General features: G+C 64.7%; 21 protein-coding genes and 2 pseudogenes. 11 read left to right on the top strand and 12 right to left on the bottom strand.

Translation table 11 applies throughout. The annotated features are described in order from the left end of the window. The first annotated feature begins 123 nt into the window (after nt 1–123). The 3 genes from XH92_RS28035 (at nt 124) to XH92_RS28025 (ending at nt 2,955) form a co-directional block, all read left to right on the top strand. The gene (locus XH92_RS28035; RefSeq protein WP_194455005.1) at nt 124–1,212 is read left to right on the top strand and encodes a TRAP transporter substrate-binding protein; all 1,089 of its coding nucleotides are present in this window, start codon (nt 124–126) and stop codon (nt 1,210–1,212) included. A gap of 239 nt (nt 1,213–1,451) precedes the next feature. Beyond that, the gene (locus tag XH92_RS28030) at nt 1,452–2,540 is read left to right on the top strand and encodes a TRAP transporter substrate-binding protein (protein WP_194455004.1); all 1,089 of its coding nucleotides are present in this window, start codon (nt 1,452–1,454) and stop codon (nt 2,538–2,540) included. A gap of 142 nt (nt 2,541–2,682) precedes the next feature. Then, nucleotides 2,683–2,955 (top strand): hypothetical protein, encoded by a 273-nt coding sequence (locus XH92_RS28025; RefSeq protein ID WP_194455003.1) that lies wholly within the window; start codon nt 2,683–2,685, stop codon nt 2,953–2,955. A gap of 49 nt (nt 2,956–3,004) precedes the next feature. Here the strand turns inward: XH92_RS28025 and XH92_RS28020 are convergent, their stop codons facing one another. The 5 genes from XH92_RS28020 to XH92_RS28000 all read right to left on the bottom strand — a co-directional run bounded on the left by XH92_RS28020 (nt 3,005) and on the right by XH92_RS28000 (nt 9,749). After that, entirely contained in the window at nt 3,005–3,337 is a 333-nt protein-coding gene (locus XH92_RS28020; protein WP_194455002.1) for a hypothetical protein, read from the bottom strand. A gap of 63 nt (nt 3,338–3,400) precedes the next feature. Further along, entirely contained in the window at nt 3,401–3,613 is a 213-nt protein-coding gene (locus XH92_RS28015; protein ID WP_194455001.1) for a hypothetical protein, read from the bottom strand. A gap of 39 nt (nt 3,614–3,652) precedes the next feature. Then, nucleotides 3,653–5,248 carry an efflux transporter outer membrane subunit gene (locus XH92_RS28010; RefSeq protein ID WP_194455000.1) on the bottom strand — a complete coding sequence of 532 codons (1,596 nt, stop codon included), beginning with the start codon at nt 5,246–5,248 and terminating at the stop codon, nt 3,653–3,655. Next, the gene (locus XH92_RS28005; RefSeq protein WP_194454999.1) at nt 5,248–8,505 is read right to left on the bottom strand and encodes an efflux RND transporter permease subunit; all 3,258 of its coding nucleotides are present in this window, start codon (nt 8,503–8,505) and stop codon (nt 5,248–5,250) included. The genes XH92_RS28010 and XH92_RS28005 overlap by 1 nt, the downstream gene beginning before the upstream one ends. Nucleotides 8,506–8,549: 44 nt before the next feature. Continuing rightward, nucleotides 8,550–9,749: an efflux RND transporter periplasmic adaptor subunit gene (locus XH92_RS28000; RefSeq protein ID WP_246787658.1), complete on the bottom strand. Its 1,200-nt coding sequence runs from the start codon at nt 9,747–9,749 to the stop codon at nt 8,550–8,552. Nucleotides 9,750–10,137: 388 nt separating this feature from the next. Between XH92_RS28000 and XH92_RS27995 the strand changes: the two genes are divergently transcribed. After that, nucleotides 10,138–10,812, top strand: a complete 675-nt coding sequence (locus XH92_RS27995; protein ID WP_194454998.1) for a response regulator transcription factor — start codon at nt 10,138–10,140, stop codon at nt 10,810–10,812. A 2-nt stretch (nt 10,813–10,814) separates the two neighbouring features. Next, nucleotides 10,815–12,149, top strand: coding sequence for a HAMP domain-containing sensor histidine kinase (locus tag XH92_RS27990; protein ID WP_194454997.1), 1,335 nt, complete (start codon nt 10,815–10,817; stop codon nt 12,147–12,149). A 41-nt stretch (nt 12,150–12,190) separates the two neighbouring features. On the opposite strand, the gene XH92_RS27985 is transcribed toward XH92_RS27990, so the two are convergent. The 6 genes from XH92_RS27985 to XH92_RS27960 form a co-directional block, all read right to left on the bottom strand. Further along, nucleotides 12,191–13,480, bottom strand: coding sequence for a M20/M25/M40 family metallo-hydrolase (locus XH92_RS27985; RefSeq protein ID WP_194454996.1), 1,290 nt, complete (start codon nt 13,478–13,480; stop codon nt 12,191–12,193). 151 nt (nt 13,481–13,631) lie between these two features. Next, nucleotides 13,632–15,233, bottom strand: a complete 1,602-nt coding sequence (locus tag XH92_RS27980; protein ID WP_194454995.1) for a TRAP transporter large permease subunit — start codon at nt 15,231–15,233, stop codon at nt 13,632–13,634. After that, nucleotides 15,230–15,769 (bottom strand): TRAP transporter small permease subunit, encoded by a 540-nt coding sequence (locus XH92_RS27975; protein WP_194454994.1) that lies wholly within the window; start codon nt 15,767–15,769, stop codon nt 15,230–15,232. Before XH92_RS27975 ends, XH92_RS27980 begins: the two co-directional genes overlap by 4 nt. A 347-nt stretch (nt 15,770–16,116) precedes the next feature. Further along, on the bottom strand, nt 16,117–17,151 hold the full coding sequence (gene moaA, locus XH92_RS27970; protein ID WP_194454993.1) for a GTP 3',8-cyclase MoaA: 1,035 nt from the start codon (nt 17,149–17,151) through the stop codon (nt 16,117–16,119). Between the two features lie 275 nt (nt 17,152–17,426). After that, a complete protein-coding gene (locus tag XH92_RS27965) occupies nt 17,427–17,915 on the bottom strand; it encodes a hypothetical protein (protein ID WP_194454992.1) in 489 nt (162 codons plus the stop codon). Nucleotides 17,916–18,075: 160 nt separating this feature from the next. Beyond that, nucleotides 18,076–18,756, bottom strand: a complete 681-nt coding sequence (locus XH92_RS27960; RefSeq protein ID WP_194454991.1) for an HAD hydrolase-like protein — start codon at nt 18,754–18,756, stop codon at nt 18,076–18,078. A 75-nt stretch (nt 18,757–18,831) separates the two neighbouring features. On the opposite strand from XH92_RS27960, the gene XH92_RS27955 reads away from it, so the two are divergent. The 6 genes and pseudogenes from XH92_RS27955 to XH92_RS27930 all read left to right on the top strand — a co-directional run bounded on the left by XH92_RS27955 (nt 18,832) and on the right by XH92_RS27930 (nt 23,671). After that, nucleotides 18,832–19,665, top strand: coding sequence for an SDR family NAD(P)-dependent oxidoreductase (locus tag XH92_RS27955; RefSeq protein ID WP_194454990.1), 834 nt, complete (start codon nt 18,832–18,834; stop codon nt 19,663–19,665). A 107-nt stretch (nt 19,666–19,772) separates the two neighbouring features. Continuing rightward, nucleotides 19,773–20,471, top strand: a complete 699-nt coding sequence (gene rpiA / locus XH92_RS27950; protein ID WP_194454989.1) for a ribose-5-phosphate isomerase RpiA — start codon at nt 19,773–19,775, stop codon at nt 20,469–20,471. 23 nt (nt 20,472–20,494) lie between these two features. Then, complete coding sequence (locus tag XH92_RS27945) at nt 20,495–21,028, top strand: DUF2059 domain-containing protein (protein WP_194454988.1); 534 nt, start codon at nt 20,495–20,497, stop codon at nt 21,026–21,028. A gap of 152 nt (nt 21,029–21,180) precedes the next feature. Continuing rightward, a pseudogene (gene gor / locus XH92_RS27940) lies at nt 21,181–22,567 on the top strand (glutathione-disulfide reductase). A gap of 483 nt (nt 22,568–23,050) precedes the next feature. Beyond that, the gene (locus XH92_RS27935) at nt 23,051–23,260 is read left to right on the top strand and encodes a DUF2934 domain-containing protein (protein WP_194454987.1); all 210 of its coding nucleotides are present in this window, start codon (nt 23,051–23,053) and stop codon (nt 23,258–23,260) included. 57 nt (nt 23,261–23,317) lie between these two features. Then, the gene (locus XH92_RS27930; protein ID WP_194454986.1) at nt 23,318–23,671 is read left to right on the top strand and encodes a cupin domain-containing protein; all 354 of its coding nucleotides are present in this window, start codon (nt 23,318–23,320) and stop codon (nt 23,669–23,671) included. A 205-nt stretch (nt 23,672–23,876) separates the two neighbouring features. Here XH92_RS27930 and XH92_RS27925 read toward each other — a convergent pair. Beyond that, nucleotides 23,877–24,637 (bottom strand): annotated as a pseudogene (locus XH92_RS27925) (IS5 family transposase). Between the last annotated feature and the right edge of the window lie 19 nt (nt 24,638–24,656).

Below are 24,656 nucleotides of genomic sequence, written 5' to 3'. Positions count from 1 at the left end.
CCGTGAGGCCGCCTTCCGTGTTAAAGGGCCGACCCAGAGCGCCTCGGCTGGCCTTTTTGCAAGCGTCCCGCCGGAGAATTGCTTGCGGTCACCGGGAAACGCCCCTCAAGGAGAAGCCTTACGATGAAGCGTCGTGATTTTTTGAAAGTGTCTGCGGCCGGTGCTGCCGCGACGGCGGTTGCCGCGCCGGCGATCGCGCAGTCCTCGCCTGAAATCAAGTGGCGCCTGACCTCGAGCTTCCCGAAGTCGCTGGACACCATCTACGGCGGTGCCGATCAGGTGGCGAAGTATGTCGCCGAAATGACCGACAACAAGTTCCAGATCCAGGTGTTCGCGGCGGGTGAGATCGTCCCGGGCCTGCAGGCGCTGGACGCGACCTCCAACGGCACGGTCGAGATGTGCCACACCGTGTCCTATTACTATGTCGGCAAGGACCCGACCTTTGCGATCTACGCGTCGGTGCCGTTCGGCCTCAATGCCCGCATGCAGAACTCCTGGTGGTACCAGGGCGGCGGCGAGGCGCTCGGCAACGAGTTCTTCAAGAAGTTCGGCGTGATCGGCTTCCCGTGCGGCAACACCGGCACCCAGATGGGCGGCTGGTTCCGCAAGGAGATCAAGACGGTCGCCGATCTCTCCGGCCTCAAATTCCGGATCGGCGGCATCGCCGGTCAGGTGCTGCAGAAGGTCGGCGTGGTGCCGCAGCAGCTCGCCGGCGGCGACATCTATCCGGCGCTGGAAAAGGGCACCATCGACGCCGCCGAGTGGGTCGGTCCCTATGACGATGAGAAGCTCGGCTTCCAGAAGGTCGCCAAGTACTACTACTATCCGGGCTTCTGGGAAGGCGGCCCGACCGTGCACGCCTACTGCAACCTCGAAAAGTGGAACGCGCTGCCGAAGAACTACCAGGCGATCCTGACCAACGCGACCGCCAATGCCAACACCTGGATGGCCGCACGCTACGACATGCAGAATCCCTCGGCGCTGAAGCGGCTGGTGGCCGGCGGCACGCAGCTGCGTCCGTTCACCAACGAAGTGCTCGAGGCCTGCCTCAAGGCGACCAACGAGCTGTGGGCTGAAATCTCGGCCAAGAATGCCGACTTCAAGAAGTCGATCGACGCCATGCAGGCGTACCGCTCCGACCAGTATCTGTGGTGGCAGGTCGCCGAGTACACCTTCGACAGCTTCATGATCCGCTCGCGCACCCGCGGCTAACGGCGCTTCGAGCGTTCGCGAGAAGAGAACGAAGCTTCGACTTAAGTAGCCCGGCCTCCGCAAGGAGGCCGGGTTTTTTGCGTCTGGCGTTCGGAGAGGGGATGTTCCATGCTCGCGCCCGAAGCCTCGGCACGAAGGCGGCGCATGATCGGTCACCGGTCATGATGGCAAAGAAAAGCAGCGCGACGATCGCAAGCAGTCGACGCTCGGACAACACAATCATACAGGGGAGGATTGACATGAAGCGCAGAGATTTCATCAAGGTCACGGGCCTCGGCGTCGCAGGCGCGGCAACGGTCGCAGCTCCCGCGATCGCGCAGTCGATGCCGGAGCTCAAATGGCGCATGACGACGAGCTGGCCGAAGTCGCTCGACACGCTGCATGGCGGCGCCGAGCTGATGGCCAAGGCGGTGGGTGAAGCCACTGACAACAAGTTCCAGATCCAGACCTTTGCCGCCGGTGAGATCGTGCCCGGCCTGCAGGTGCTCGACGCCGTGCAAAGCGCAACCGTCGAGATGGGCCACACCGCGTCCTATTACTACTTCGGCAAGGATCCGACCTTCACCTTCGGCTCGTCGGTGCCGTTCGGCCCGAACTCGCGGCTCAATCAGGCATGGTACATGCTCGGCGGCGGCAAGGAGCTGCTCAACGAGTTCTACAAGAGCTACAACGTCACCTCGCTGCTTGCCGGCAATACCGGCTGCCAGATGGGTGGCTGGTTCCGCAAGGAGATCAACAGCGTCGACGATCTCAAGGGCCTGAAATTCCGCATCGGCGGCTTCGCCGGGCGCGTGATGCAGAAGCTTGGTTGCGTACCGCAGCAGCTCGCGGGCGGCGACATCTATCCCGCGCTGGAGAAGGGCACGATCGATGGCGCGGAGTGGGTTGGTCCCTATGACGACGAGAAACTCGGCTTCTACAAGGTCGCGCCGCACTACTACTTCCCAGGCTGGTGGGAAGGCGGCCCGATGCTGCTTGCGATTGTCAATCTCGACAAGTGGAATGCGCTGCCGAAGTTCTATCAGAACGTGCTGGAGCAGGCCGGCCATCTCGCCAACAACTGGATGATGGCGCGCTACGATCAGGCCAACCCGATCGCGCTGAAAAAGCTGCTTGCCGCCGGCACCAAGCTGCATCCGTTCCCAGCGCCGGTGATGGAAGCCTCCTTCAAGGCCGCCAAGGAACTGCACAGCGAAGTTTCGGCGACCAATGCCAACTTCAAGAAGGTGTATGAATCGCTGACGTCGTTCTCCAACAACGGCTATCAATGGTTCCAGGTCGCCGAAGTCGGCTATGACAACTTCATGGCGCGCCACTCTCAGGTTTGACGGCACTGACCGTCAGCGCAACCAACAATCCCGGGGCAAGGCTCCGGGATTGTTGTCTGGAGCCCGCGAGGGGCCAGCCAAATGAATGCCTTTCGGCACGATTCATGCTAGCGTTACCCAGGAGCATGAATCAGGGCGCCAAATGCGTTTCCTCGGTCTTATCCTGCGGACGTTGTTTCTGACCCTTGTGGTGGTCATAACCGCTCGCGTCGCAAGCCCGCAAAACGAAACCATCTGGTCCGCCTACGAGACGCCATCGGATTTGTTTCGCATCATCCTGGGCGCCGCGGTCTGCCTCTTCGTCGCGGTCCAGATCTTCAGATATTCCAGAGATCCGGCTGACATGCGCAGGTGGGTCGTCATCGGCGGCGCCGCGGTGCCGCTGGCGCTGGTCTGCGCGGTCGTCATCTGGTAGCCGCGCGCGCTGATCGCGTCGGCCCGGAAGGGCAACCAGGCTCCGTCGATCAAAACGGAAACGGCAATGAGCGCACGGGAAGGCGGCTTTCGAAGCCGAGCCCTGTGGCCGGCCCGCTGCGGCAATGGCCGTTATAGTGCCCGCCGCCTGGGCAAGAATTCGGGTCCTGACGCTCCTGATCGTCGATCTTCCGGCGATAGCTTCGCTGCTGATAGCGCGTCTGCCAGCAATGGCAGTTCTGGTCACATGCGAGCCGTACCCGAACGACACTTGCGGGATGCTGCGGCGACAGCCGCATCACCTGAACCGGCGCCGCGCAGGCCTCCGATGCCATCATGACACCGGCTACGGCGATGAGAAGCAGGCGCGTCGTGTTTTTCATGTGGTTCTCATCGAGCCGATCAGCGTGAATCGCGAAAGCCAATTCGATCGCGCGAGCGTGTCGCTATTTCCTCGGTGATTGCTTTGGCGCTTGCCTTGGCGGCGATGCTGGAGGCGTTGCTCCGGCACCCTGCGTCGGGCGAACCACCGGGTTCTGCTGCACGGTGGGTCCGCCGACATTGCTTTGCTTCTTCGGACCGCCGACCGCGCTCTGTGCGGCCGCGGACCCCGCCGAGATCGCAAGCAGAATTGCCGCCAAACTGAGCATGTTCTTCATTCGCCGGTTCCTCCAGTCAGTAGCCTCATGCCGCGCTGGTCAGCGGGCAGGCGGCCCGATTTCGCTGACCCGCTGCGGCGCAGCGGGGGGCAAATTCTCCAGGGCACATTTGCGCCAGTCGTCGGATGCGCAGTTCGCCGGCCAGCCGCCGCCAAGCGCCATGAACAGCGCGGCGCTGTCCGACAGGCGCGTCGCCTGGGCCTGAACGCGGACCACTGCCGCCGTCAGATAGACTTGCTGCGCATTGAGCACGACCACCTGATTGACCTGCCCGAGGGCAAGCTGCTTCTGGATGATGTCGAGGCTGGCCTTCGCGGCGAGCTCGGCCTTGACCGCGGCCTGCAAGGCGCGCGCGTCGGCCTGCAGGCTCCGCAAGGCGTCGGCGACGTTCTGCATTGCCGTGACGACGGCCTGGCGATAGAGCGCGTCTGCCTGATCCACCGCCGCCTCCGCGGCCTTCTGCTTGTGGTAGAGCGTCAGGCCATCGAACAGCGGCTGGGTTGCGCTCGCGGCGATGACGTAGAAGCTGGTTCCCGGCGTGAACAACTCGGCGAGGCTGAAGGCCGCGGCCCCGGCATTGCCGGTGATCGTGACGTTGGGCAGCCGCGCCGCGATCGACACGCCGAGCTGGGCGTTCGCCGAGTGCAGCAGCGCCTCCGCGGCCCTGACGTCCGGTCGCTGGGCGATCATCTTGCTCGGCAGGCTCACCGGCAAATTGACGGGGAGCGCCAGGCGATCGAGCGTGAACTTCTGCAGGATCTCGTCCGCCGAGAATTGCCCGGCCAGCGAGGTCAGGAGGTCGCGCTGAACCGCGAGCTGCTTTTCGAGCGGTGGCAGCAGCTGCTCGGACTGGGCCAGCGCGGCCTCCTGCGCCAGCACGTCGACCTGGGCGGCGCCGCCCGCGTTGAACTGGTTCTTCACGATCTCCAGAATGCCGCGTTCGATCTTCACGACGCGCTGGATCGCCGCAATCTGGCCGCGTAGCGATGCCTCCTGGATCGCGGCGGTGACGACGTTGGCCGTCAGCGTGAGGTAGGCCGCTTCCAGCTGGAACAGCTGCTGCTCGGAGATCGCATCGAGGCTCTCGACCGCGCGAACGTTCTGGCCCCAGATGTCAGGCACGAAGCTGACGTTCAACTGCGCGGTATGAAGCGAAAACACCGAAGGGGATTGGCCACCGGGGCCCGAACCCGATGCGCCGGAAATCTGCTGCTGGGAGGGCGTGTAGTTGGCGCCGATCTGCGGGAAGAACAGCCCGCGCTGGGCCAGCGCGTTGTATTGCGCAATCCTGATCGATGCTTCCGCCGCCTGCAAAGACGGGTTGTGCTCGACCGACATCTTGATCAGCTCGTCGAGTGGCTTAGACCGAAATGCCGTCCACCAGCGCAGCGATACGTCCTCACCGCTGACGAAGTGCTGCTTGGGCACGCTCGGACCGCCGGGGCTCGTGCTGGGGGAAGCAAGCTTTTCCGGCGTGTAGCGATCGACGTCAGGGGCGGGCGGCGGCACGAAATTCGGGCCGACCGCGCAGCTTGTCAGCAACAGCCCGGCGGTCGCGGCGCCAAGCACTGGACGCAGCGGGCGCCTTCCGCACAGCACGAGCGTGGCGACAATCCGTGCGACGATCCCGGACATCAGGCGCCCCCTTCATGCGCCGCTTCGGGCGGTGCCGCGGCTGCCGCCTCTTCGGGAGCGGCGACAGGCTCGCGCGACAGGAAGATCTTGCGCAGCGCAGGCGCCACGATCAGGAGCAGCAGCGGGCCGATGAACATGCCGCCGACCACCACGGTGGCGAGCGGCCGCTGCACCTGGCTGCCGATGCCATGCGACAGCGCCGCCGGGAACAGGCCGACGCCTGCGGACAGCGCGGTCATCAGCATCGGCCGCATGCGCTGCTCGGCGCCGTTGAACACCGCCTCCGCGATGCTCATGCCCGAGGCTCGCAATTCGCGGAAATAGGTGATGTTGAGGATGCCGTCCATGACCGCGACGCCGAACAGCGAAATGAAGCCGATCGCGGCCGAGATCGAGAAATCGAGCCCGGCAAGGTACAGCGCGATCAGGCCGCCGCCGACCGCGAACGGTATGCCGGCCAGCGCCAGCAGGCTGTCGCGCAGCGAGTTGAACAGACTGTAGAGCAGCACGAAGATCAACAGCAGCGTCACCGGCACCACGATCATCAGGCGCGCCTTGGCGGATTCGAGATTGTCGAATTCGCCGGACCAGATCATCCGGTAGCCGGCCGGAAGCTGCACGGCCTCGGCGACGCGCGTCTGCGCTTCCGCCACCGTGCTGCCGAGATCGCGGCCGCGCACGCTGAACTTGATCGGGATATAGCGCTGGCTGCGCTCGCGATAGATGAACGATGCGCCGGTATCGAGCGAGATGTCGGCAAGCTCGCTCAGCGGGATGTAGGCGTTGGTGCCGGATGGCGTCTGGTAGGCCACCTTGATCTCGCGCACCTCGTCGATGCTCTGGCGAAATTTCGGATCGAGCCGCACCACCACGCCGAACTGCCGGTCGCCTTCCAGCACCGTCGTCGCACTGGTGCCGCCGAGCGCGGCCTGCACTACGGTCGTCACGTCGCCGGTATTGAGACCGTAGCGCGCGGTCTTCTCGCGGTTGACCTTGATGTTGAGGTTGGGCTGCCCGACCAGATGGAAGATGCCGAGATCAGCGACGCCGCGGATCTTGGCCATCTCCTGCGAGACCTTGGTCGCGAGCTGTTCGAGCACGGCGAGGTTGGGGCCGATGATCTTGACCGAGTTCGCGCCCTTGACACCCGACAGCGCCTCCTCGACGTTGTCCTGGATGTATTGCGAGAAGTTGAAGGTGACGCCGGGCAGCTCCTCGTCGAACTCCCGCTGCAGCTCCTCGGTGAGCTTCTCCTTGGTCAGGCCGGGCGGCCACTGGTCGAACGGCTTGATCGGCGCGAACAGCTCGACATTCGAGAACGGCGAGGCGTCGCTGCCATTGTCGGGACGGCCATGCTGCGACACCACCGTGATGATCTCGGGGTGACGCAGCAGGATCTCGCGCATCTTGCGGGTCGGCTCGGTGCCTGCGTCGAGCGACATGGTCGACGGCATCGAGGCGCGGATCCAGAAATTGCCTTCCTCGAGCGCGGGCAGGAATTCGCTGCCGAGCCGGCTCGCGGCAAGGCCGCTCAGTCCGAGGAAGACGATGCCGGCTGCGACCGCGACCCTCAGATGCGTCAGCGACCAGCGCAGCACGGGCGTGTAGGCCTTGCGCAGCGAGCGTACGATGACCGTCTCGGTTTCCTCGATATGCCGCGGCAGCAGCAGCGATGCCAGCACCGGCGTCACCGTGAATGTCGCGAGCAGCGCGCCGGCGAGCGCGTAGCCGTAGGTTCGCGCCATCGGGCCGAAGATCTGGCCTTCGACGCCCTGCATGGTGAACAGCGGCACGAATGCGGTGACGGTGATCGCCGCGGTGAAGAACACCGCCTTGTCGACCTGCAATGCGCTGACGAAGATCATCCGCAGCCGCTCGGTCCAGCCCGGCGCGGGCTGGCCGTTTCGCGTCGTGGGATCGCCGCCCCAGTAGCCCTCGGCGAGGTTCTGCAGCACCCGCAGCCGGTTCTCGGGGCTGGACTGGAAGTTGCGGAAGATGTTCTCCATCATGATGACGGCGGAATCGACGATGATTCCGAAATCGACGGCGCCAAGTGACAGCAGATTGGCGTCCTCGCCCTGCAGCACCAGGATGATGATGGCGAAGAACAGCGCGAACGGGATGTTGGCGCTGACGATCAGCGCGCTTCTGAGGTCGCCGAGGAAGACCCACTGGATCACGAACACCAATAGGCAGCCGAACATCAGATTGTGCAGCACCGTGTGGGTCGTGACGCTGACCAGCGAGGTGCGGTCGTAATAGGGGACCACCTTGACGCCGGGCGGCAGGGTGCCGTCGCTGTTGATCTTGGCGACTTCCTCCTCGACCTTCGGCACGATGTCGTTGGTGTGCTGGGTGCGTCCCATCACGACGATCGCCGCGGCGACGTCGTCGTTCCTGTCCTTGCCGGCGATGCCGAGCCGCGGCACATAGCCGACCGAGACCTTCGCGACGTCCTTGATCTGGATCGGCAGTCCGTTGGATTGGGTCAGGACGACGTTCTCGATGTCCCGGACCCTGTAGCCCTTGGTGATATCGTCATCGCCGCCGGAGTTGATCAGGCCGATGCCGCGAATGTTGACGGATTGCTGGCCGATCGCGATTTCGCGGCCGCCGACGTTGATGTTCGCGTTGCCGAGCGCGCTGATCAGTTGCGGCACGGTGATGTTGTAGGCTTCGAGCCTGGCAAGGTCGGCGTCGACGTTGAACTGCTTGGTGGTGCCGCCCCAGGAGTTGATCTGCACGACGCCCGGTATCGTCATCAGCCGCCGGGCGACGACGTAATCCTGCAACGTCCGGAGATTGGTCAGACCGAAATTCGGCGGACCGACCAGCTGGTAGCGGTAGATCTCGCCGACTAGGCTGGACTGCTGGATCTGCGGGATCTGATTGCCGGGAAGCTGGACGTTCTGCGTGAGGTTGTTGGTGGCCTGCGACAGCGCGAAGTAATAGTCGACGCCGTATCTGAAGGTGACCCGCACGAACGACAGGCCGTAGAACGAGGTCGAGCGGATGTTGACCACGCCCGGCGTCGAGTACAGCCCGACCTCCATCGGGATCGTATAGTACTTCTCCATCTCCTCGGCGGAAAGGCCGGCGGCCTGCGCCGTGATTTCGAGGATGACCGGCGCCGGGTTCGGATAGGCCTCGATGTTCAGCTTGGTGAACGCGGCGAATCCGGCGGCGCAGAACACGGCGAGGCCGAGCACGATGACGGCGCTTCGGGTCAGACCGAATTGGAGGAGGCTCTTGATCAAGGTGCTGCACTTACTCTTGAGCGGACGGGGCGCGTTGGCGCGGGCTAGCCGGTCGCCGCATTGGCGAACTTGTTGCTGAGGAAGATCGCGCCGGTGGAGGCGACCTTCTCGCCGGCGCCGAGGCCGCTGAGGATCTGCCGCCAGCCATCCTGCTCCATGCCTGTTGTCACCGTGCGGCGGTCGAACTTGCGGCCGTCGGTCGTGACCCAAACCGTCATCGTTCCGTCGCCCTCGCGCACGATGGCGTCCAGGGGCACGCTGACCGACAGTTTTGGCGGCTCGGTCTCGATGGTGAAGCTCGCCAGCATGCCAGCGCGCAGCTTGTGCTGGGGATCGTCGATCACCGAACGCACCAGCTGGCGGTGCGAGTTCGGATCGATGTTGAGTCCAAGCGTCGTCACGCGGCCGCGAAACACCTCGTTCGGATAGGCCGGCACCCGCACCTCGACCGGCTGGCCGATCCGGTAGGACGGCGCATCGGTCTCGATCACATTGGCGACCATCCACATCGTCGAGATGTCGGCCAGCGAATAGGGCGCCGGGGCATTGCCGGGCTGCACGAAGAGACCCGGCGCGGCATTGCGCGCGATGATCCGGCCCGAGATCGGGCTCGGCACCACCAGGATCGAATCGACCTTGCGGTCGGCGACGATGCGGTCGATCTCGGCGTCGGTCTTGCCGAAGATGCGCACTGCGTCGCGCCCGGCCTTGTAGTTGCCCTCGGCGGTCTGCTGATCCGACGTCGCCTGGTCGACGTCCTTCTGCGCGCCGCCGCCGGTCTTCAAGAGCTGCCGGACCCGCGCCAGCGTCCTGGTCTGCAGTTCGAGCACGCCGGCCGCGGCGAGCAGCGACGACTCGGCCTGCAGCAGATCGGGGCTGTCGATCGTGAACAGCCGGTCGCCCTTCGCAACCTCGTCACCGACATTGAGCGGCGTGTCGACGATCCTGCCGGGATTTGAGGTGAACGCCTGCACCAGCATGTTCTGGTTGAAGTCGATCGAGCCGACCGCGTTCTTCAGGGTCCGGAACGAACGTTGCTCCACGGCCATCAGCTTCACGGAGGCGGCCTGCTTGTCGCTCAGCGCGACGTATTGCTGCTCGACATTGACGTCCTGCGGCGCGCTCTCCTGGGCCGCCTTGGCATTCACGACGCCATCGGCGCGGGTCGTGAGCCACGCGCCGGCGAGAAGCGCCGCCAGCACCGGCATCGCCGCAAAGCCCATATACTTCATTCGAAATGACATCGCCCGCCGCCAATACTGCATGAAAGCCTCGCGCGAGAGACGAGGTCTTGCCGCATGGCTGGCCGTCGTCCGATCTCCCGGTGAGAACGGATGAACGATTATCAGGGCTAGCTGACGCCAGCCTTACATTTGCCCTCTTCGAGGGCACGCGCGGCGCGCGAATTTGATTGCGGCGGGAGCCGGTTTATCTATCTTGCGGGTGAATGGGAGCGGCCGCGCACAGCCAAATCATAGCGCTGTGAGCGGCAATCGGGCATTGTGCTCGAATGCGGATCGTTGGCACATCGAATTGCTCAACCGGGATCTGTTGCGGAATTGTTGCCTGGCTGGCGCATCGCAACAGGGTGTGCAATCGGAAGACCGATCGAATGAGAACAGGATTGCTGCGATGCGCCTTCTGATCGTCGAGGACAATGCGGAGCTATCGAGACTGCTCGCCAGCGGGCTGATGGCGGCGGGATACGAGTCCGATATCGTCAACAGCGTTGCCGAAGCGCGCGATGCGCTGCGCAGCGTCAGCTATGCCGCCATGATCCTCGACCTCAGTCTGCCCGACGGTGATGGCCTGTCGGTGCTGTCGGAGCTTCGTCGCAGGAACGACCCGTTGCCGGTCCTGGTGCTGACCGCGCGCAACGGTCTGCAGGATCGGGTCAGCGGGCTGCGCAGCGGCGCGGACGATTATCTGGCGAAGCCGTTCGCGCTGGAAGAGCTGGTGGCGCGGCTCGAAGCCATCCTGCGCCGGCCCGGCCAGCTGCTCGGCTCGTCGCTGAAGCTCGCCAATCTCGTCTACGACACCGAGAGCAAGCAGGTGTTCGTCGACGGCGCGCCGCATGTCTTTTCCGCGCGTGAGACGTCGGTGCTGGAGATCCTGCTGCGGCGCCAGGGGCGGGTTGTGCCGAAGAAGAATGTCGAGGATCACATCTTCGGTCTGTCGGGCGAGGTCGCCTCGAATGCGGTCGAGGTTTACGTGTCGCGGCTGCGCAAGCTGCTCAGCGAGCACCGCGCCAAGGTCATCATCCACACTATTCGGGGCGTCGGCTATCTGATGGCGGAGGAGAAATAGCGGTGTTCCGCTTCACGTCGCTGACCTCGCGGATCGTGTTCCTGCACATCGTGGCGGTCGCGGTCGCTGCGATCTTCCTACCGCTGCTGCTGCTGTGGCTGTTGAATTCGGAGATCAACCAGCTGCATCGCGAGGCGATGCGCGATCAGGCCGCCGATCTCGGCCAGAACCTCGCGGTCGATTCGGCGGGCAAGGTGCAGCTCAACCTGCCAGACAGCCTGAAGGGGCTCTATTCCGACGCTTATGGCCGCTACCGCTACGACATCTACGATGCGGACGACAATCTGCTGTTCTCGTCGCATCGTGGAGCGCCGCGACTGCCGGCCTTGGCCGACCGGATTTCCGGCGCCAGCGTCACCCAGCTTGTCGGCGGCCAGACGCTGCGCATCCAGGTCGCCGAGGACCTGTCGCATCGCGACGTCATCATCGATGACATCGTCTCCAATTTCTTCCGGCGGGTTGGCTGGATCACCATCCCGATCCTGCTGATCCTGCTGGCGACCGACATCCTGATCTTCCGCCGCGCCGTGATTCCACTGCTGCAGGCTTCGGAGGAGGCCAGGAGCATCGGGCCGGCCAGGACCGACATCCGCCTCCCCACGGACGGGATTCCGAGCGAGATCCTGCCGCTGGTGACCGCCGTCAACCAGGCCTTCGATCGTCTGGAGGAGGGGTTTCACGTGCAACGCCAGTTCACCGCCGATGCCGCGCATCAGCTGCGCACTCCGCTCGCGATCCTGAGGACGCGGATCGAGACGCTCGATGTCGCGAAGGGGACCAGGGAGCTGCATGCCGACATCGAGAGCATGAGCCGTATCGTCAGCCAGCTGCTCGAGATCGCCGAGCTCGACACGCTGGTGCTCGACCCCGGCGAGACCGCGGATCTTCGCGCGGTGTGCGCCGAGGTGGTCGGCTCGATCGCGCCGTACGCACTGGCGCAGCGGAAGGACATCGCGCTGCGCGGCACCGACGGTCCGGTGCGGGTCAAGGGCAATGCCGAGATGCTGCAGCGCGCGATCTTCAATCTGGCGGAGAACGCCATCAAGTACACGGCAGACGCGACCTCGGTCGATGTCGAGGTGCATGAGGACGGTTCGGTGCAGGTGCGCGACTGCGGGCCCGGGATTGCGCCCGCCGAGCAGGGCCTGGTGTTCCAGCGCTTCTGGCGAGGCGATCGCCAGCGCCACCGCACCGACGGGGCAGGGCTCGGGCTCTCGATCGTCCGCGGCGTCGTCGACGATCACGACGCGACGATCAAGGTCGAGAACCTGCCGTCCGGCGGAGCCCAGTTCACGCTGAGCTTCCGCCTCGCCAAGACGGAGCCGGCGACGGCCTGAGAGGCCGCCCGTGGCACCTGTCGTTCCGCGGGCCGGCCGGCTTACTTCACCTTGCCGTCGGACAGGTCCATGATCATGCGCGTGGTCAGATACAGCCGCGGCACTATGCTGTTGATCTGCACATACTCGGCATCGTTGGAGTGCGCGCCGAAGCCGGAGAGGCCCATGCCTTCAACCACGGCTCCCTTGGTCTTGAGGGCGGCAAACGCGGCGTCGGTGCCGCCGCCGGTGGCCCGCTCGGCGACGTTCAGCGGCATGCCGAGTTCCTGATAGATCGTCTTGCCGTGGCCGGCCACGCGGCGCGCGGCGTCGCTGGCTTCGAGTGGCGGGCGGCGTACCTCGAACTTCACCTCCACCTTGGAGTCGGGCAGCAGACGGTTCTTGATCTTGTCCTGCAGCGCCGTCTCGAGTTCGTCGAAGTCGGACACCTTGAGCGCACGCGCATCGGCCTGGGCGGTGGCTTCGGCGGGGATCACGTTGCGGTTGGTGCCGGACTTGGAAACCGTCCAGTTCAGCTTCAGGCCCTGCTCGAGCTTCGACAGGTCCTTCATCTGCAGCACCTGGTGCGACAGCTCATAGAGCGCATTCACGCCGCCTTCGGGCCTCGCGCCCGCATGCGACGACTTGCCGTGCACAGTGAGATAAGCCGAACCGATGCCGCTGGTGGCGAGGCGGAGCGTACCGCTGGCGTCGCTGCCTTCGAACGAGAACACGGCATCCTGCTCTGAGGCGACGCGGGTGATGGTGCTGCGCCAGCCGGGCGAAGAGATCTCCTCGTCGCCGTTGATCAGCACCGTGAGCGTGCCGTAATCCTTGAAGTTCAGCTTCTGCAGCAGCGCCACGCTGTGGAGGATGGTGGCGATGCCCTGCTTGTCGTCGGCGATGCCGAGGCCGTAGGCCTTGTCGCCATCGACGCGGAAGGGTTGGTCCTTCAGCATGCCCTTGAGATACACCGTGTCCATGTGCGCGATCAGCATGATCTTCGCGCTGCCGGTGCCCTTGAAGACGGCCTGCACGGCCGGGCCGATCTTCTCGGGCGTGTCGTCCAGCCGGTAGATGTCGGTGGTCTGCAGGATATCCACTGTGCCGCCGAGCTCTTTGAGCTGGCCGGCGATGCGCGCGGCGATCTGGTTGAGGCCGTCGATATCCTTGCTGCCGGATTCGATCTGCACGAGGTCGCGAAGGGTGTCGAGCAGCGGCTGCTGCTCCTGTTGTGCCAGTGCGCGAATGTCGGCCGCCGGTGCCGCGTGCGCGACAGCTGCGGCAAGCGCCAAACCAAACGATATGATCAGCGGGCGAACGAACGAGCGGGCGGGACGCTTCTGGGGCATGGGCGGCGATCTGTGAGTTGGAGGACGATCCGTACCCCGCGTCTTCACAGGCCTTGCCGCTGCCGTCAACAGCCGTGGCGCACCTCGAGCTTTGGTCCTGATGCAATCAGAACCGAAAATGCTTCAGGCGTGCCGAGTGCGCTGACGCCGGCTACTGCTTGGGTTGCCCGAAATCGAGCGGCGGCAGCTCGATCTGCGGCACCTCGATCTTGACCTTGTTGAGGTCGACGTCGAGCGGCTTGTCGAGCAGTCCGGTGACGACGACCGGGAACGCGATCACCAGCGCCACCATGATCGCCTGCAACCCGATCCAGGGCATCGCGCCCCAGTAGATGTCGGAGCTCTTCACTTCCTTTGGCGCCACACCGCGCAGGTAGAACAGCGCGAAGCCGAACGGCGGATGAAGGAACGAGGTCTGCATGTTGACGCAGAGCATCACGCCGAACCAGATCAGCGCGGCGTCGGGGCCGACCACCGGCGCCAGCACCTTCTGCGCGATCGGCGCGATCATCGGCAGGATGATGAAGGCGATCTCGAAGAAATCGAGGAAGAACGCCAGGAAGAAGATGAAGATGTTGATGAAGATCAGGAAGCCCCAGACGCCGCCGGGCAGCGAGGTCAGATGGTGCTCCAGCCAGGTGCCGCCGGACACGCCGAGGAACACCACCGAGAAGCAGGTCGACCCGATCAGGATGAAGGTGACCATGCAGGTGATGCGCATGGTGGTCTCGTAGCCCTGCTTGATCAGGTCGCGCAGGTCCGGGATCTTGACCGCTTCGAGGCAGATCCAGACCACCGCGAGATAGGTGATCGCAAACGCGAGCCTGAAGATCAGGTTCTCGCTGTAGAGCATCGCGATGATGGTGCCGATGCCGCCGGCGATCACGCCGATGATGAGCACCTTGCGGCCGGTCGCGCTGAAATCCTTGTGGTGGATCGCGGCGAGCACGATGGCGCCGACCGCGCCCATGGCGCCGGCTTCCGTCGGGGTCGCAAGGCCCATCATCATGGTGCCGAGCACGACGAAGATCAACACCGCGGAGGGGATGATGCCGAGCAGGCACTTCTTCCACAGCGCCCAGCCGGTCAGCGTGCGCGCCTCGATCGGCACCGCAGGCACATGGCTCGGCTTGAAGATGCCAAGCAGGAAGGTGTAGCCGGCGAACAGCAGGATCTGGAACACCGACGGGCCCCAGGCGCCGAGATACATGTCGCCGACCGACTTGCCGAGCTGGTCGGCGAGCACGATCAGGACGAGAGAGGGAGGGACAAGCTGCGTGATGGTGCCGGAGGCGGCAAGCACGCCCGTGATGTAGCGGATGTTGTAGCCGTAGCGGATCATCACCGGCATCGAGATCAGCGCCATCGCGATCACCTGCGCCGCCACCGTGCCGGTGATGGCGCCGAGGATGAAGCCGACGATGATCACGGAATAGCCGAGGCCGCCGCGGATCGGGCCGAACAGCTGGCCCATCGAATCCAGCATGTCCTCGGCGAGCCCGCATCGCTCCAATATCGCGCCCATGAAGGTGAAGAACGGGATCGCGAGCAGCAGCTCGTTGGACAGCACGCTGCCGAAGATGCGGCCCGGGATCGCCTGCAGGAAGTTGAGGTCGAAGAAGCCGAGATAGATCGAGAGGAACCCGAACGACAGGCCGACCGCGGCGAGCGTGAACGCCACCGGATAGCCGATCAGCATTGCAATGATCAGGCCGCCGAACATCAGCGGCGGCATCATCTCCAGCGTGATCATTGCGTCGGCCTCTCATACTTCGCGTCGATGGTCACATAGCCCTGCAGCGCGGCGATCCGCTTGATCACCTCGGAGACGCCTTGCAACGCAAGCATCACGAAGCCGGACGGGATAACGAACTTGATCGGCCAGCGTAAGAGGCCGCCGGCATTGCCGCTCATCTCGCCGACCGCATAGGCCTGGTGGAAGAACGGCCAGGACAAATAGGCGAGCAGCAGGCAGGCCGGGATCAGGAAGAACAATGTGCCGATCATGTCGAGCCAGAGCTGGCCGCGTTCGGACAGCATCAGATAGAGGATCTCGACGCGGACATGCTCGTTGCGCTTGAAGGTGTAGGAGGCGCCGAACATCACGAGGATCGCGAACATGTACCACTGCGCCTCGAGCCAGCCGTTCGAGGAGTAGCTGAACGCGTAGCGGATCATGGCATTGCCGGCGCTGACCAGGCAGGCGATCAGCACGAGCAGATTGCAGATGGTGCCGATCTTCTCGTTGAGTCGGTCGATGGCCTGACTCAGTGCCAACATTGGGCGCATCACGATCTCCGCGGCCGCGCCAGTCGCGCGCCGAATATCTTCTCAAGCATCATCTGGCCGCCGCGCGCATGCGCACGGAGCCACGGCTCACCTTCAGGAGCAGTTGCAAGCGATCGTCCTCCCCCGAAAATCCGCTTCCGCCGTTGTTAGCTGCTCTTGGCTGCCGGATCGTCGGCAGATGCCGACTGGGGGCAGCGGCCTATCCGGCCTGGCGAGCGTGAAAGCCGGGGCACCAAATCAGCGCCGTGGAACGCCGTCAATCGGAAAATGGGCAAATTGACGCCACGGCAAATCGTTGTCCCGCCTTGGTAATCGGGAGACGGAGCAGGCGTCGGCAGTGGGCTATACTAGCCGCCGGTCACGCTCATGTGGCGGCTGACGCTCGGGCGGTTGTGGCGGCGGTCGATGATGAAGTCGTGCCCCTTCGGCTTCAGCCCGATGGCCCGGTCGATGGCCGCCGCCAGCAGGTCGTTGTCGGCGGAGGCGCGCAGCGGCCGGCGCAGGTCGGAAGCGTCCTCATGGCCGAGGCAGGTGTGCAGCGTGCCGGTGCAGGTGATCCGCACCCGGTTGCAGGATTCGCAGAAATTGTGGGTCATCGGCGTGATGAAGCCGAGCTTGCCGCCGGTCTCGGCGACCCGGACATAGCGGGCAGGGCCGCCGGTGTCGTCGGCGAGATCGGTCAGCGTGTAGTGCTTTTCGAGCCGCGCGCGCAGCAGCGATAGCGGAACGTACTGATCGATGCGGCCCTCGCCGATGTCGCCCATCGGCATCACCTCGATCAAGGTCAGGCCCATGCCCTTGGCATGCGCCCATTGCATCAGCGCGGGAATCTCGTCCTCGTTCATGTTCTTCAGCGCGACCGCGTTGATCTTGACCGCAAGCCCCGCCGATCGTGCCGCCTCGATGCCCGACAGCACCTTGTCGATGTCGCCCCAGCGGGTGATGGCCCGGAATTTTACGGGGTCGAGCGTGTCGAGCGAGACGTTGACCCGGCGCACGCCGCAATCGGCCAGCTCCTGTGCGAAGCGCGCGAGCTGCGAACCGTTGGTGGTCAGCGTCAATTCGTCGAGTGCGCCGGTCGAAAGGTGGCGCGACAGCGAACGCACCAGGCTCATCACATTGCGGCGGACCAGCGGCTCGCCGCCGGTGAGGCGGATCTTGCGCACGCCCTTGGCTACGAAGGCCGAGCACAGGCGGTCGAGTTCCTCCAGCGTCAGGAGATCGGCCTTCGGCAGGAAGGTCATGTCTTCCGACATGCAGTAGAAGCAGCGCAGGTCGCAGCGGTCGGTGACGGAGACGCGCAGGTAACGGATCGTCCGGCCGAACGGATCGGTCATCGGACGGAACAGCGTGTCGGAATGCGCCTGCGTGGATCCGTTCATTCAACCCAAGCCTTCAACCAGAGCCTTCAACCAGAGCCTTCGAACCAAGGCGTTCCCTTCAGTGCCGGACCGTGACGGACCCAGCACGCGCAATCTATGCATGTTGGCGCGCCGTCACAATGCGTCCGTAAGGATGATCCGCAACATGCAAAGCTGATTGTGCGCGATAGGTGAGACAGATCGCGCGATGCATGATCGCAATCGCCGATGTGTCTCCACCAAAACCAAAAACCCGGCTTTGGGCCGGGCTCTTGTGCAGTGCGCAATCCTGCGTGCTAGCGCGTTGGCGCTGCGGCCGCCGGCGGCGGTGCCGCAGCGGGAGCAGGGAACGCCGCGTCCGGCGCGGCGGCGGGAGCCGCAGCGGCAGCCGGCTTCGGCTTCTTCTTCTTCGGCCGCATCGCCTTGTGCGCGCGCGGCGGCGGGCCGGCGGGTTGCAGCTCGGCGAACACCGGGCTCGGATCGAGCGTGGTGGTGGCCGGGCTCGTGAAGTCGCCCGGCGAGCGGGTCACGGTCACCGGCACCGTCGCCGGCTGGAACTTCGGCATGTTGAAAGTGACGGTGAAGTTGGCCTCCGGCGCCGGGATCGACACCGTGCAGGGCGTCTTGCAACCCGGTCCAATCGAGGTCACGGCGTCAGCGCCTTGCGGTGCAGAATCCAGCTGCACCTGCATTGGCGGCGGTGCCGACTTGAACGAATCCAATGAGAAGGAGGAGCAGCCGGCCAGGCTCAGCCCGGCGGCCGCAATCACGATGATACGACGCATGATCCACACTCTACTGCGGCAATCAGCCACAATCCCCGGCCCGACCATAGGTGCGTCGGAACAGAGGCGCAACAGGAGGAGGCCTGTTCGTTAAAGGATGGTTAATGGCAAATTCGCATGGCAAAATATTGCCAAGTGATATCAGCGTGTTACGGAAAACTTATGCGGCGCCGAGGCTGGCGACGGCGTCCGGCAGATCGCGCATATGGCTGATCAGCCGGTCCGGCTTCAGCTCGGTCATCGGGACGTCAGTATAGCCGAAATCGACCCCGATCACCGGGACGCTGGCGCGCCGGGCGACCCCGACATCGGGACCGGCATCGCCGACCATGATGGCCCCGGGCAGCTTTCCGCCTGCGCGCGCGACCGTCTCGCGCAGGAACGCCGGATCGGGTTTCGCGACCCCGAACGTGTCCTGGCCGCAGATCGCGGCAAAGCGCGGGGTCAATCCGAGCCGGTCGAGCAGCAGCTTCGACAGCCACTCCAGCTTGTTGGTGCAGACCGCAAGGAGATGGCCCTTGGCCGCAAGCCGGTCGAGCGCGGGCTCGAGCCCGTCGAACGGGCGCGACCCGTCGGCGATGTGCTCGGCGTAATAGTCGATGAAATCCGCGGTCAGGCGATCGAGGTCGGCGAGGCTGACCACGCGTCCGTCCACCTCGAGCCCGCGCTCAAGCAGCTTGCGCGCGCCGGCGCCGATCATGCTGCGGGCCGCCGACAGCGGAACCGGCCGCAGGCCTTCGCGGTCGAGCACAAAATTCAGCGCGCTGATCAGGTCAGGCGCGGTGTCGACCAGCGTGCCGTCGAGATCGAACACGATGATGGGGGGAGAAGAGGCGGACATCTGTTTCTGGCTATCAGGGCAGCGCGGCGCGATGCAAGCGAAGATGCTAGCGTGGTGCAAAAAAGGGAGGCTCGGATGCGGGAACTTGCCGGAAAAGCCGCGTTTGTCACCGGTGCGGCCAGCGGAATTGGCCTTGCCATGGCAACCGCGTTCGCGCGGGAAGGCATGAAGGTGATGCTCGCCGACATTGAAACCGGCGCGCTCGACAAGGCCGTCGATGGGCTACGGGCCGGCGGCGCCGATGTCCATGGCGTGGTCTGCGACGTCGCCGATCCCGCAAGCGTCGACCGCGCGGCAGAGACATCGTTCAGCGCCTTCGGCAAAGTCCATGTCGTCTGCAACAATGCCGGTGTCGCCGGTGGTGGCGGCATCGACCCGATCTCCGTCGACGACTGGCGCTGGGTGATCGACGTCAACCTGATGGGCGTCGTGCACGGCGTCAGGAGCTTCCTGCCGCACATCCGCGGCCATGGCGAGGGCGGCCATATCGTCAACACAGCGTCGATGGCCGGCATGAATGCCGGGCTCGGCGTCAGCCCGTATTCGGCGTCCAAATTCGCCGTCGTCAGCCTGTCCGAAGGGCTTTCGGCGCAACTGAAGCCGCTCGGGATCGGCGTCAGCGTGCTCTGTCCGAGCTATGTGCGGACCCGGATCGGCGAGAGCGGGCGCAACCGCCCGGCGCAGTACGGCCCGGCCCGCCAGCTTGCGCCTGACAGCCCGGCAGCCGCGCTCGTCGCCGAGATCGCGCGGCGCCTCGAGGCCGGTCTCGATCCGGCCGCGGTCGCGGCCCGCGTAGTGAGCGCGATTCACGACGACCGGCTCTATGTTTTCACCCACCCGGGGATGCGGGCCGAGGTCGAGGACCGTTTTGCGGCGATTTTGGCCGCGATGGATGCCGTTTCGGCCTAAAGACGGGCCCGGATGGCGCTATTCCTGCCAGTGAATCGAGGCTAGATATGCGCCCGCCGGGCCGCCCGATGGCGCGCCCGTAACGGACAACCGAGGGGCTATCGGCCGTGGACATGGACGCACTGAAACGCCAGGCGGCGGCGCGCGCGCTCGAAGAGGTGCGCGACGGCATGAAGCTCGGGCTCGGCACCGGATCGACCGCCAAGCACTTCGTCGAGCTGCTCGGCGAGAAGGTCCGGTCAGGCATGAAGGTGATCGGCGTGCCGACCTCGGAGGCGACCCGGGCGGACGCGATCCGCTGCGGCATTCCGCTGACCACGCTGGACGACATCGATCATCTCGACCTCACCATCGACGGCGCCGACGAGATCGACCCAGCGCTCAATCTGATCAAGGGCGGCGGCGGCGCGCTGCTGCGCGAGAAGATCGTGGCGGCGGCCAGCGACCGCATGATCGTGATCGCCGACGACAGCAAATGGGTCGACGTGCTCGGCCGCTTCCCGCTGCCGGTCGAGGTGATCCCGTTCGGGCTCGCCGCGACCCAGGCCGCGATGGCGCGGGCGTTCGCACAGGCCGGCGTGTCCGGCCAGATGATCGTCCGCAAGGGCAAGGACGGTCACGTTTTTGTCACCGATGGCGGCCACTGGATCGTCGATGCGCATCTCGGCCGGATCGGCGACCCGCCGCGTCTTGCCGGTTTGCTCAGCGTGATTCCGGGCGTGGTCGAACACGGCCTGTTCATCGGGCTCGGCAGCGTCGCCGTGCTGGCCGGCGCACAGGGAATTCGGGTTGTTGAACGGCGATAGCGCCGCAAGCAAGGAGACTTGGAATGAAGCGTTTTTCGGGACTTTTGTCGGCGGCGGCTCTGGCGGCCGGCCTCGCGCTCGCGGCCGCACCGGCGATGGCGCAGCAACAGCTGCCGCCGATGCCCAAGGTCAAGCAGTCGACCCCCGCGGCGATCGGGTACGCCAAGGAAATCCTGACCATGAAGAACGTGGCGGTGATGTATTCCGGCGCCGTTCCGGGAATCATCGAGAAGACCAAGACCGGTCTGCTGCAGCAGTATCTGAACTACCAGAAGGACCTCGACGAGGTGGCGCTGGTCGTCGCCAAGCAGTTCGCGGGCGGCGAGAAGGAGATCGGCGAAGGCATGGCGCAGATCTACGCCGCCGAGTTCACCGAGCAGGAGCTGAAGGATCTCGTGACGTTCTACAAGACGCCGCTCGGTCAGAAACTTTTGACCGCGGAGCCCACGGCAATCAACGGATCGCTGCAATATATGCAACAGTGGGCGCAGCAGTTCGGCGTGATCGTCAACGGCCAGTTCAAGGCCGAGATGAAGAAGCGCGGCAAGGATATCTGACGCGCTTCTTACCTCGCCCCGCTTGCGGGGAGGGGTCGGCACGTAGTGCCGGGTGAGGGGGACTCTCCGCTGGTCTGACTCGCGGAGATGCCCTCACCCCAACCCTCCCCCCGCAAGAGCGGGGCGAGGGAGCAGGAAGAAAGAGGGTTGCCATGGCCGAGTTTGACGTCGACCTGTTTGTCATCGGTGGTGGTTCGGGCGGCGTTCGTGCCGCCCGCATCGCCGCCAATTATGGCGCCAAGGTCATGGTGGCCGAAGAGTACCGGATGGGCGGCACCTGCGTGATCCGCGGCTGCGTGCCGAAGAAGCTGTTCGTGATCGGCAGCCACGTCCACCAGGAGATCGAGGACGCGGCCGGCTTCGGCTGGAGCATCGGCCAGGTCTCGTTCGACTGGGCGACGCTCGTCGCCAACAAGGACAAGGAGATCGCCCGGCTCGAGGGCGCCTACACCACCAATGTCGAGAAATCGGGCGCGAAGATCGTGAAGACCCGGGCGGTGCTCGAGGACGCGCATACGCTGCGCCTCGCTACCGGCGAGAAGGTGACCGCGAAGTACATCCTGATCGCGACCGGCGGCGCGCCCAATCACGGCCCCGTCGTGCCCGGCATCGAGCACGTGATCTCCTCCAACGAGGCGTTTCACCTCAAGGAGCTGCCGAAGCGGATCGTGATCCAGGGCGGCGGCTACATCGCGCTAGAATTCGCCGGCATCTTCGCCGGCTACGGCTCCGACGTGTCAGTGGTCTATCGCGGCGACAACATCCTGCGCGGCTTCGACGAGGACGTGCGCAAGCATGTCCGCGCCGAGATGGAGAAGCGCGGCATCACCATCATCACCGGCTCCACGGTGGCGAAGGTCGACAAGCACGGCCGCGACTACACCACACATCTGTCGAGCGGCTCCAGCATCGCCTCCGACCAGGTGATGTTCGCGATCGGCCGGCATCCCAACGTCGCCAATCTCGGGCTGGAGACCGCCGGCGTCGCCATCAATCCCGCCAATGGCGGCATCCAGGTCGACGGCTGGTCGAAGACCTCGGTCGACAACATCTACGCGATCGGCGACGTCACCCATCGCACCAACCTGACCCCGGTCGCGATCCGCGAGGGCCATGCCTTCGCCGACACCGTGTTTCGGCAAGCGCCCGGTCCAGGTCGACCACGCCACGATCCCGACCGCGGTGTTCTCGCAGCCGGAGGTCGGCACCGTCGGCCTGACGGAAGAAGAGGCGCGGGCGCAGTATAGCCACGTCGACATCTACAAGACCGATTTCCGCCCGATCAAGGCGACGATGTCCGGCCGCGACACCCGCGTGCTGATGAAGCTCGTGGTCGACGGTTCGAGCGACCGCGTGCTCGGCTGCCACATCGTCGGCGATTGCGCCGCCGAGATCACGCAAGCGATCGCGATCGCGGTGAAGATGAAGGCGACCAAGGCCGATTTCGACGCCACCGTCGCGCTGCATCCGACCGCCTCCGAAGAGCTGGTGACGATGCGGACGCCATCCGCGCGCCACGTGCGCCAGGCGGCGGAGTAGCGGTAGCCCGCAGGCCGGTGCTGCCGTCCTGGTGCTCTCCTGGCGATGGGAAGCGGAGAACGAGCCCTGCCCGACAGCGCAACGCCGCCCGCTTAAAATACATGCGAGCGGCGCTGTCTCTAGCCCCAGGAAGGTCGTGGCAAAATCCTGATGAGTTTAAGTCTGCGGAAGCGGGCAAAGGTTTCATACCTCTGAAGGGGTAGCTGGCCTCCGCAAGACCGGCGCATGGTCGGCGTCCGCGCTTGGTGCCGGCGATTAGGGCACCCTTGTTGACCTGCATATCCACCGGGGATTTTTCCTCGAGACCGTTCACCGCGCGTGCAAATCCAATCCGCTTTTTCCGCCGAATGGCCCGCGCAACGGCGTTTGTGCACAGGGGCCGCGTGATCAGTGCCGCGGCCATCTCGCGCGCCTTGGAACCATGCGCTATGCTGGCAGTTCCACTCTCAAACAGTTTGATGTCTCAAATTGAGGGAGCCGCCCATGAGAGGCCCAACCGAGCAGGAGATTCGGACCCGCGCCTACGAATTGTGGAAGGACGCCGGCGAACCGCCCGGGCAGATGGATCAACTCTGGTACAAGGCCGAGCGGGAATTGCTGGCGCGCAAGGCGGCCAACGGCGAGGCGCATTGCGATATCAACGGGCAGGACGGGCCGACACCGTATCCGGCGAAGTTGAGGGGCGTGCATTGAGCATATCGCGCGGCTGAGCTAACGAGCCCGGCAAGCTGGTCCGGACCCGGAGGCATGATGCGCGACGCGATCGATCTTTCCGAGAAACTCTCGACATTCAGCGATCACTGGTCGCCGCGCACCGTCGCGCAATTCAACGCCTGCGACGTCATGGTGGTGAAGGTGCAGGGCGAGTTCGTCTGGCACAAACACGACGACACCGACGACTTCTTCCTCGTGCTGAAAGGCGTGCTCGACATCGAGCTGCGCGACCGCACCGTCACGCTGCACCCCGGCCAGATGTACATTGTGCCCAAGGGCGTCGAGCACCGCCCCGTCGCACGCGAAGAGGTGCATCTGCTGCTGATCGAGCCGACGGGCACGCCGAACACGGGGGATAAGGCGACGGCGGCGCCGCGGAAGGCGGTGTGAGATCGGTAGGACGGTTGGAGCGAAGCGATACCCATCATTTTGACCGCTAATCCGGGTTGATGGGTTTCGCTTCTACTGCGGCTTTGCACCGCACGCGGCCGAACAACCCGCAAGACCGACCAGATCATGTCGCGAGAATGCGAACGTATGACTGACCGGCCAGGCCACATATTCGGTGTCGTCCCGGCCTAGGGCCGATCGACATTCATTGCATCCAGATCATTGCGGCTGCGAGATGGATGAAGCCAGTAAAGTTGCCAGATCGCCTGTCATAACGGGTTGCCAAGCGTCGGAAGTGTTTGAGCTGGCAAAAGCAGCGCTCGATGCGGTTGCGCTGTTTGTAGGCGTCGGCGTCGTGCGGAATGATGATCTTGCGGGTGCGGTTTGACGGGATCACCGCCGTTGCGCCGATTTCCGCGATGATCGCACGCAAGGCGTTGCTGTCATAGGCCTTGTCGGCGAGCACGGCATCGCCGCTCTGGCCGTGGAGCAGTGCGGGCGCCTGGGTGATGTCATTAACTTGCCCAGCCGTGACGATGAAGCGGAGCGGACGGCCGAGCGCATCAGCCAGCATGTGGATCTTGGTGGTCAGTCCGCCTCGGGAACGCCCCAGCGCCTGATCTTTGGCCCCCCTTTTCCGCTCGTCGCCTGCTGGTGGGCGCGAACGATGGTGCTGTCGATCATCAGATACTGGTTGTCGCGATCGGCGGTCAGAGCAGCGAACACGCGCTCCCAGACGCCGGCATGGCACCAGCGGCTGAAGCGCTGATGCACCGTTTTCCACTTGCCGTACCGTTCCGGCAGGTCGCTCCAGTGTGCGCCCGATCGCAAGACCCACAAACATCCGTTGACGAACAGTCGATTGTCCGCAGCCGTCCGTCCCGGGTCGCCAGCTTTCCCCGGCAGCAGTGGCGCAACCCTCGCCCATTGCGCCTCCGTCAGCTCATATCGTTTCGCCGCCACCATCTGCTCCGTGTCTCGAATC

Source organism: Bradyrhizobium sp. CCBAU 53421, from assembly GCF_015291625.1.
GTDB lineage: Bacteria > Pseudomonadota > Alphaproteobacteria > Rhizobiales > Xanthobacteraceae > Bradyrhizobium.
Note: the sequence above shows the minus strand (reverse complement) of the source record. Positions and strands in the feature narration are given on the sequence as shown.

Coding starts and splice junctions, on each gene's coding strand:
- moaA (WP_194454993.1), bottom strand. CDS start 17,151: ATGAACGGATCCACGCAGGCGCATTCCGACACGCTGTTCCGTCCGATG.
- XH92_RS28030 (WP_194455004.1), top strand. CDS start 1,452: ATGAAGCGCAGAGATTTCATCAAGGTCACGGGCCTCGGCGTCGCAGGC.
- XH92_RS27965 (WP_194454992.1), bottom strand. CDS start 17,915: ATGCGTCGTATCATCGTGATTGCGGCCGCCGGGCTGAGCCTGGCCGGC.
- XH92_RS27935 (WP_194454987.1), top strand. CDS start 23,051: ATGAGAGGCCCAACCGAGCAGGAGATTCGGACCCGCGCCTACGAATTG.
- XH92_RS28025 (WP_194455003.1), top strand. CDS start 2,683: ATGCGTTTCCTCGGTCTTATCCTGCGGACGTTGTTTCTGACCCTTGTG.
- XH92_RS28020 (WP_194455002.1), bottom strand. CDS start 3,337: ATGAAAAACACGACGCGCCTGCTTCTCATCGCCGTAGCCGGTGTCATG.
- XH92_RS27975 (WP_194454994.1), bottom strand. CDS start 15,769: ATGCGCCCAATGTTGGCACTGAGTCAGGCCATCGACCGACTCAACGAG.
- XH92_RS27985 (WP_194454996.1), bottom strand. CDS start 13,480: ATGCCCCAGAAGCGTCCCGCCCGCTCGTTCGTTCGCCCGCTGATCATA.
- XH92_RS27930 (WP_194454986.1), top strand. CDS start 23,318: ATGCGCGACGCGATCGATCTTTCCGAGAAACTCTCGACATTCAGCGAT.
- XH92_RS28015 (WP_194455001.1), bottom strand. CDS start 3,613: ATGAAGAACATGCTCAGTTTGGCGGCAATTCTGCTTGCGATCTCGGCG.
- XH92_RS28000 (WP_246787658.1), bottom strand. CDS start 9,749: ATGTCATTTCGAATGAAGTATATGGGCTTTGCGGCGATGCCGGTGCTG.
- XH92_RS28035 (WP_194455005.1), top strand. CDS start 124: ATGAAGCGTCGTGATTTTTTGAAAGTGTCTGCGGCCGGTGCTGCCGCG.
- XH92_RS27980 (WP_194454995.1), bottom strand. CDS start 15,233: ATGATCACGCTGGAGATGATGCCGCCGCTGATGTTCGGCGGCCTGATC.
- XH92_RS27995 (WP_194454998.1), top strand. CDS start 10,138: ATGCGCCTTCTGATCGTCGAGGACAATGCGGAGCTATCGAGACTGCTC.
- XH92_RS27960 (WP_194454991.1), bottom strand. CDS start 18,756: ATGTCCGCCTCTTCTCCCCCCATCATCGTGTTCGATCTCGACGGCACG.
- XH92_RS27945 (WP_194454988.1), top strand. CDS start 20,495: ATGAAGCGTTTTTCGGGACTTTTGTCGGCGGCGGCTCTGGCGGCCGGC.
- XH92_RS28010 (WP_194455000.1), bottom strand. CDS start 5,248: ATGTCCGGGATCGTCGCACGGATTGTCGCCACGCTCGTGCTGTGCGGA.
- XH92_RS27955 (WP_194454990.1), top strand. CDS start 18,832: ATGCGGGAACTTGCCGGAAAAGCCGCGTTTGTCACCGGTGCGGCCAGC.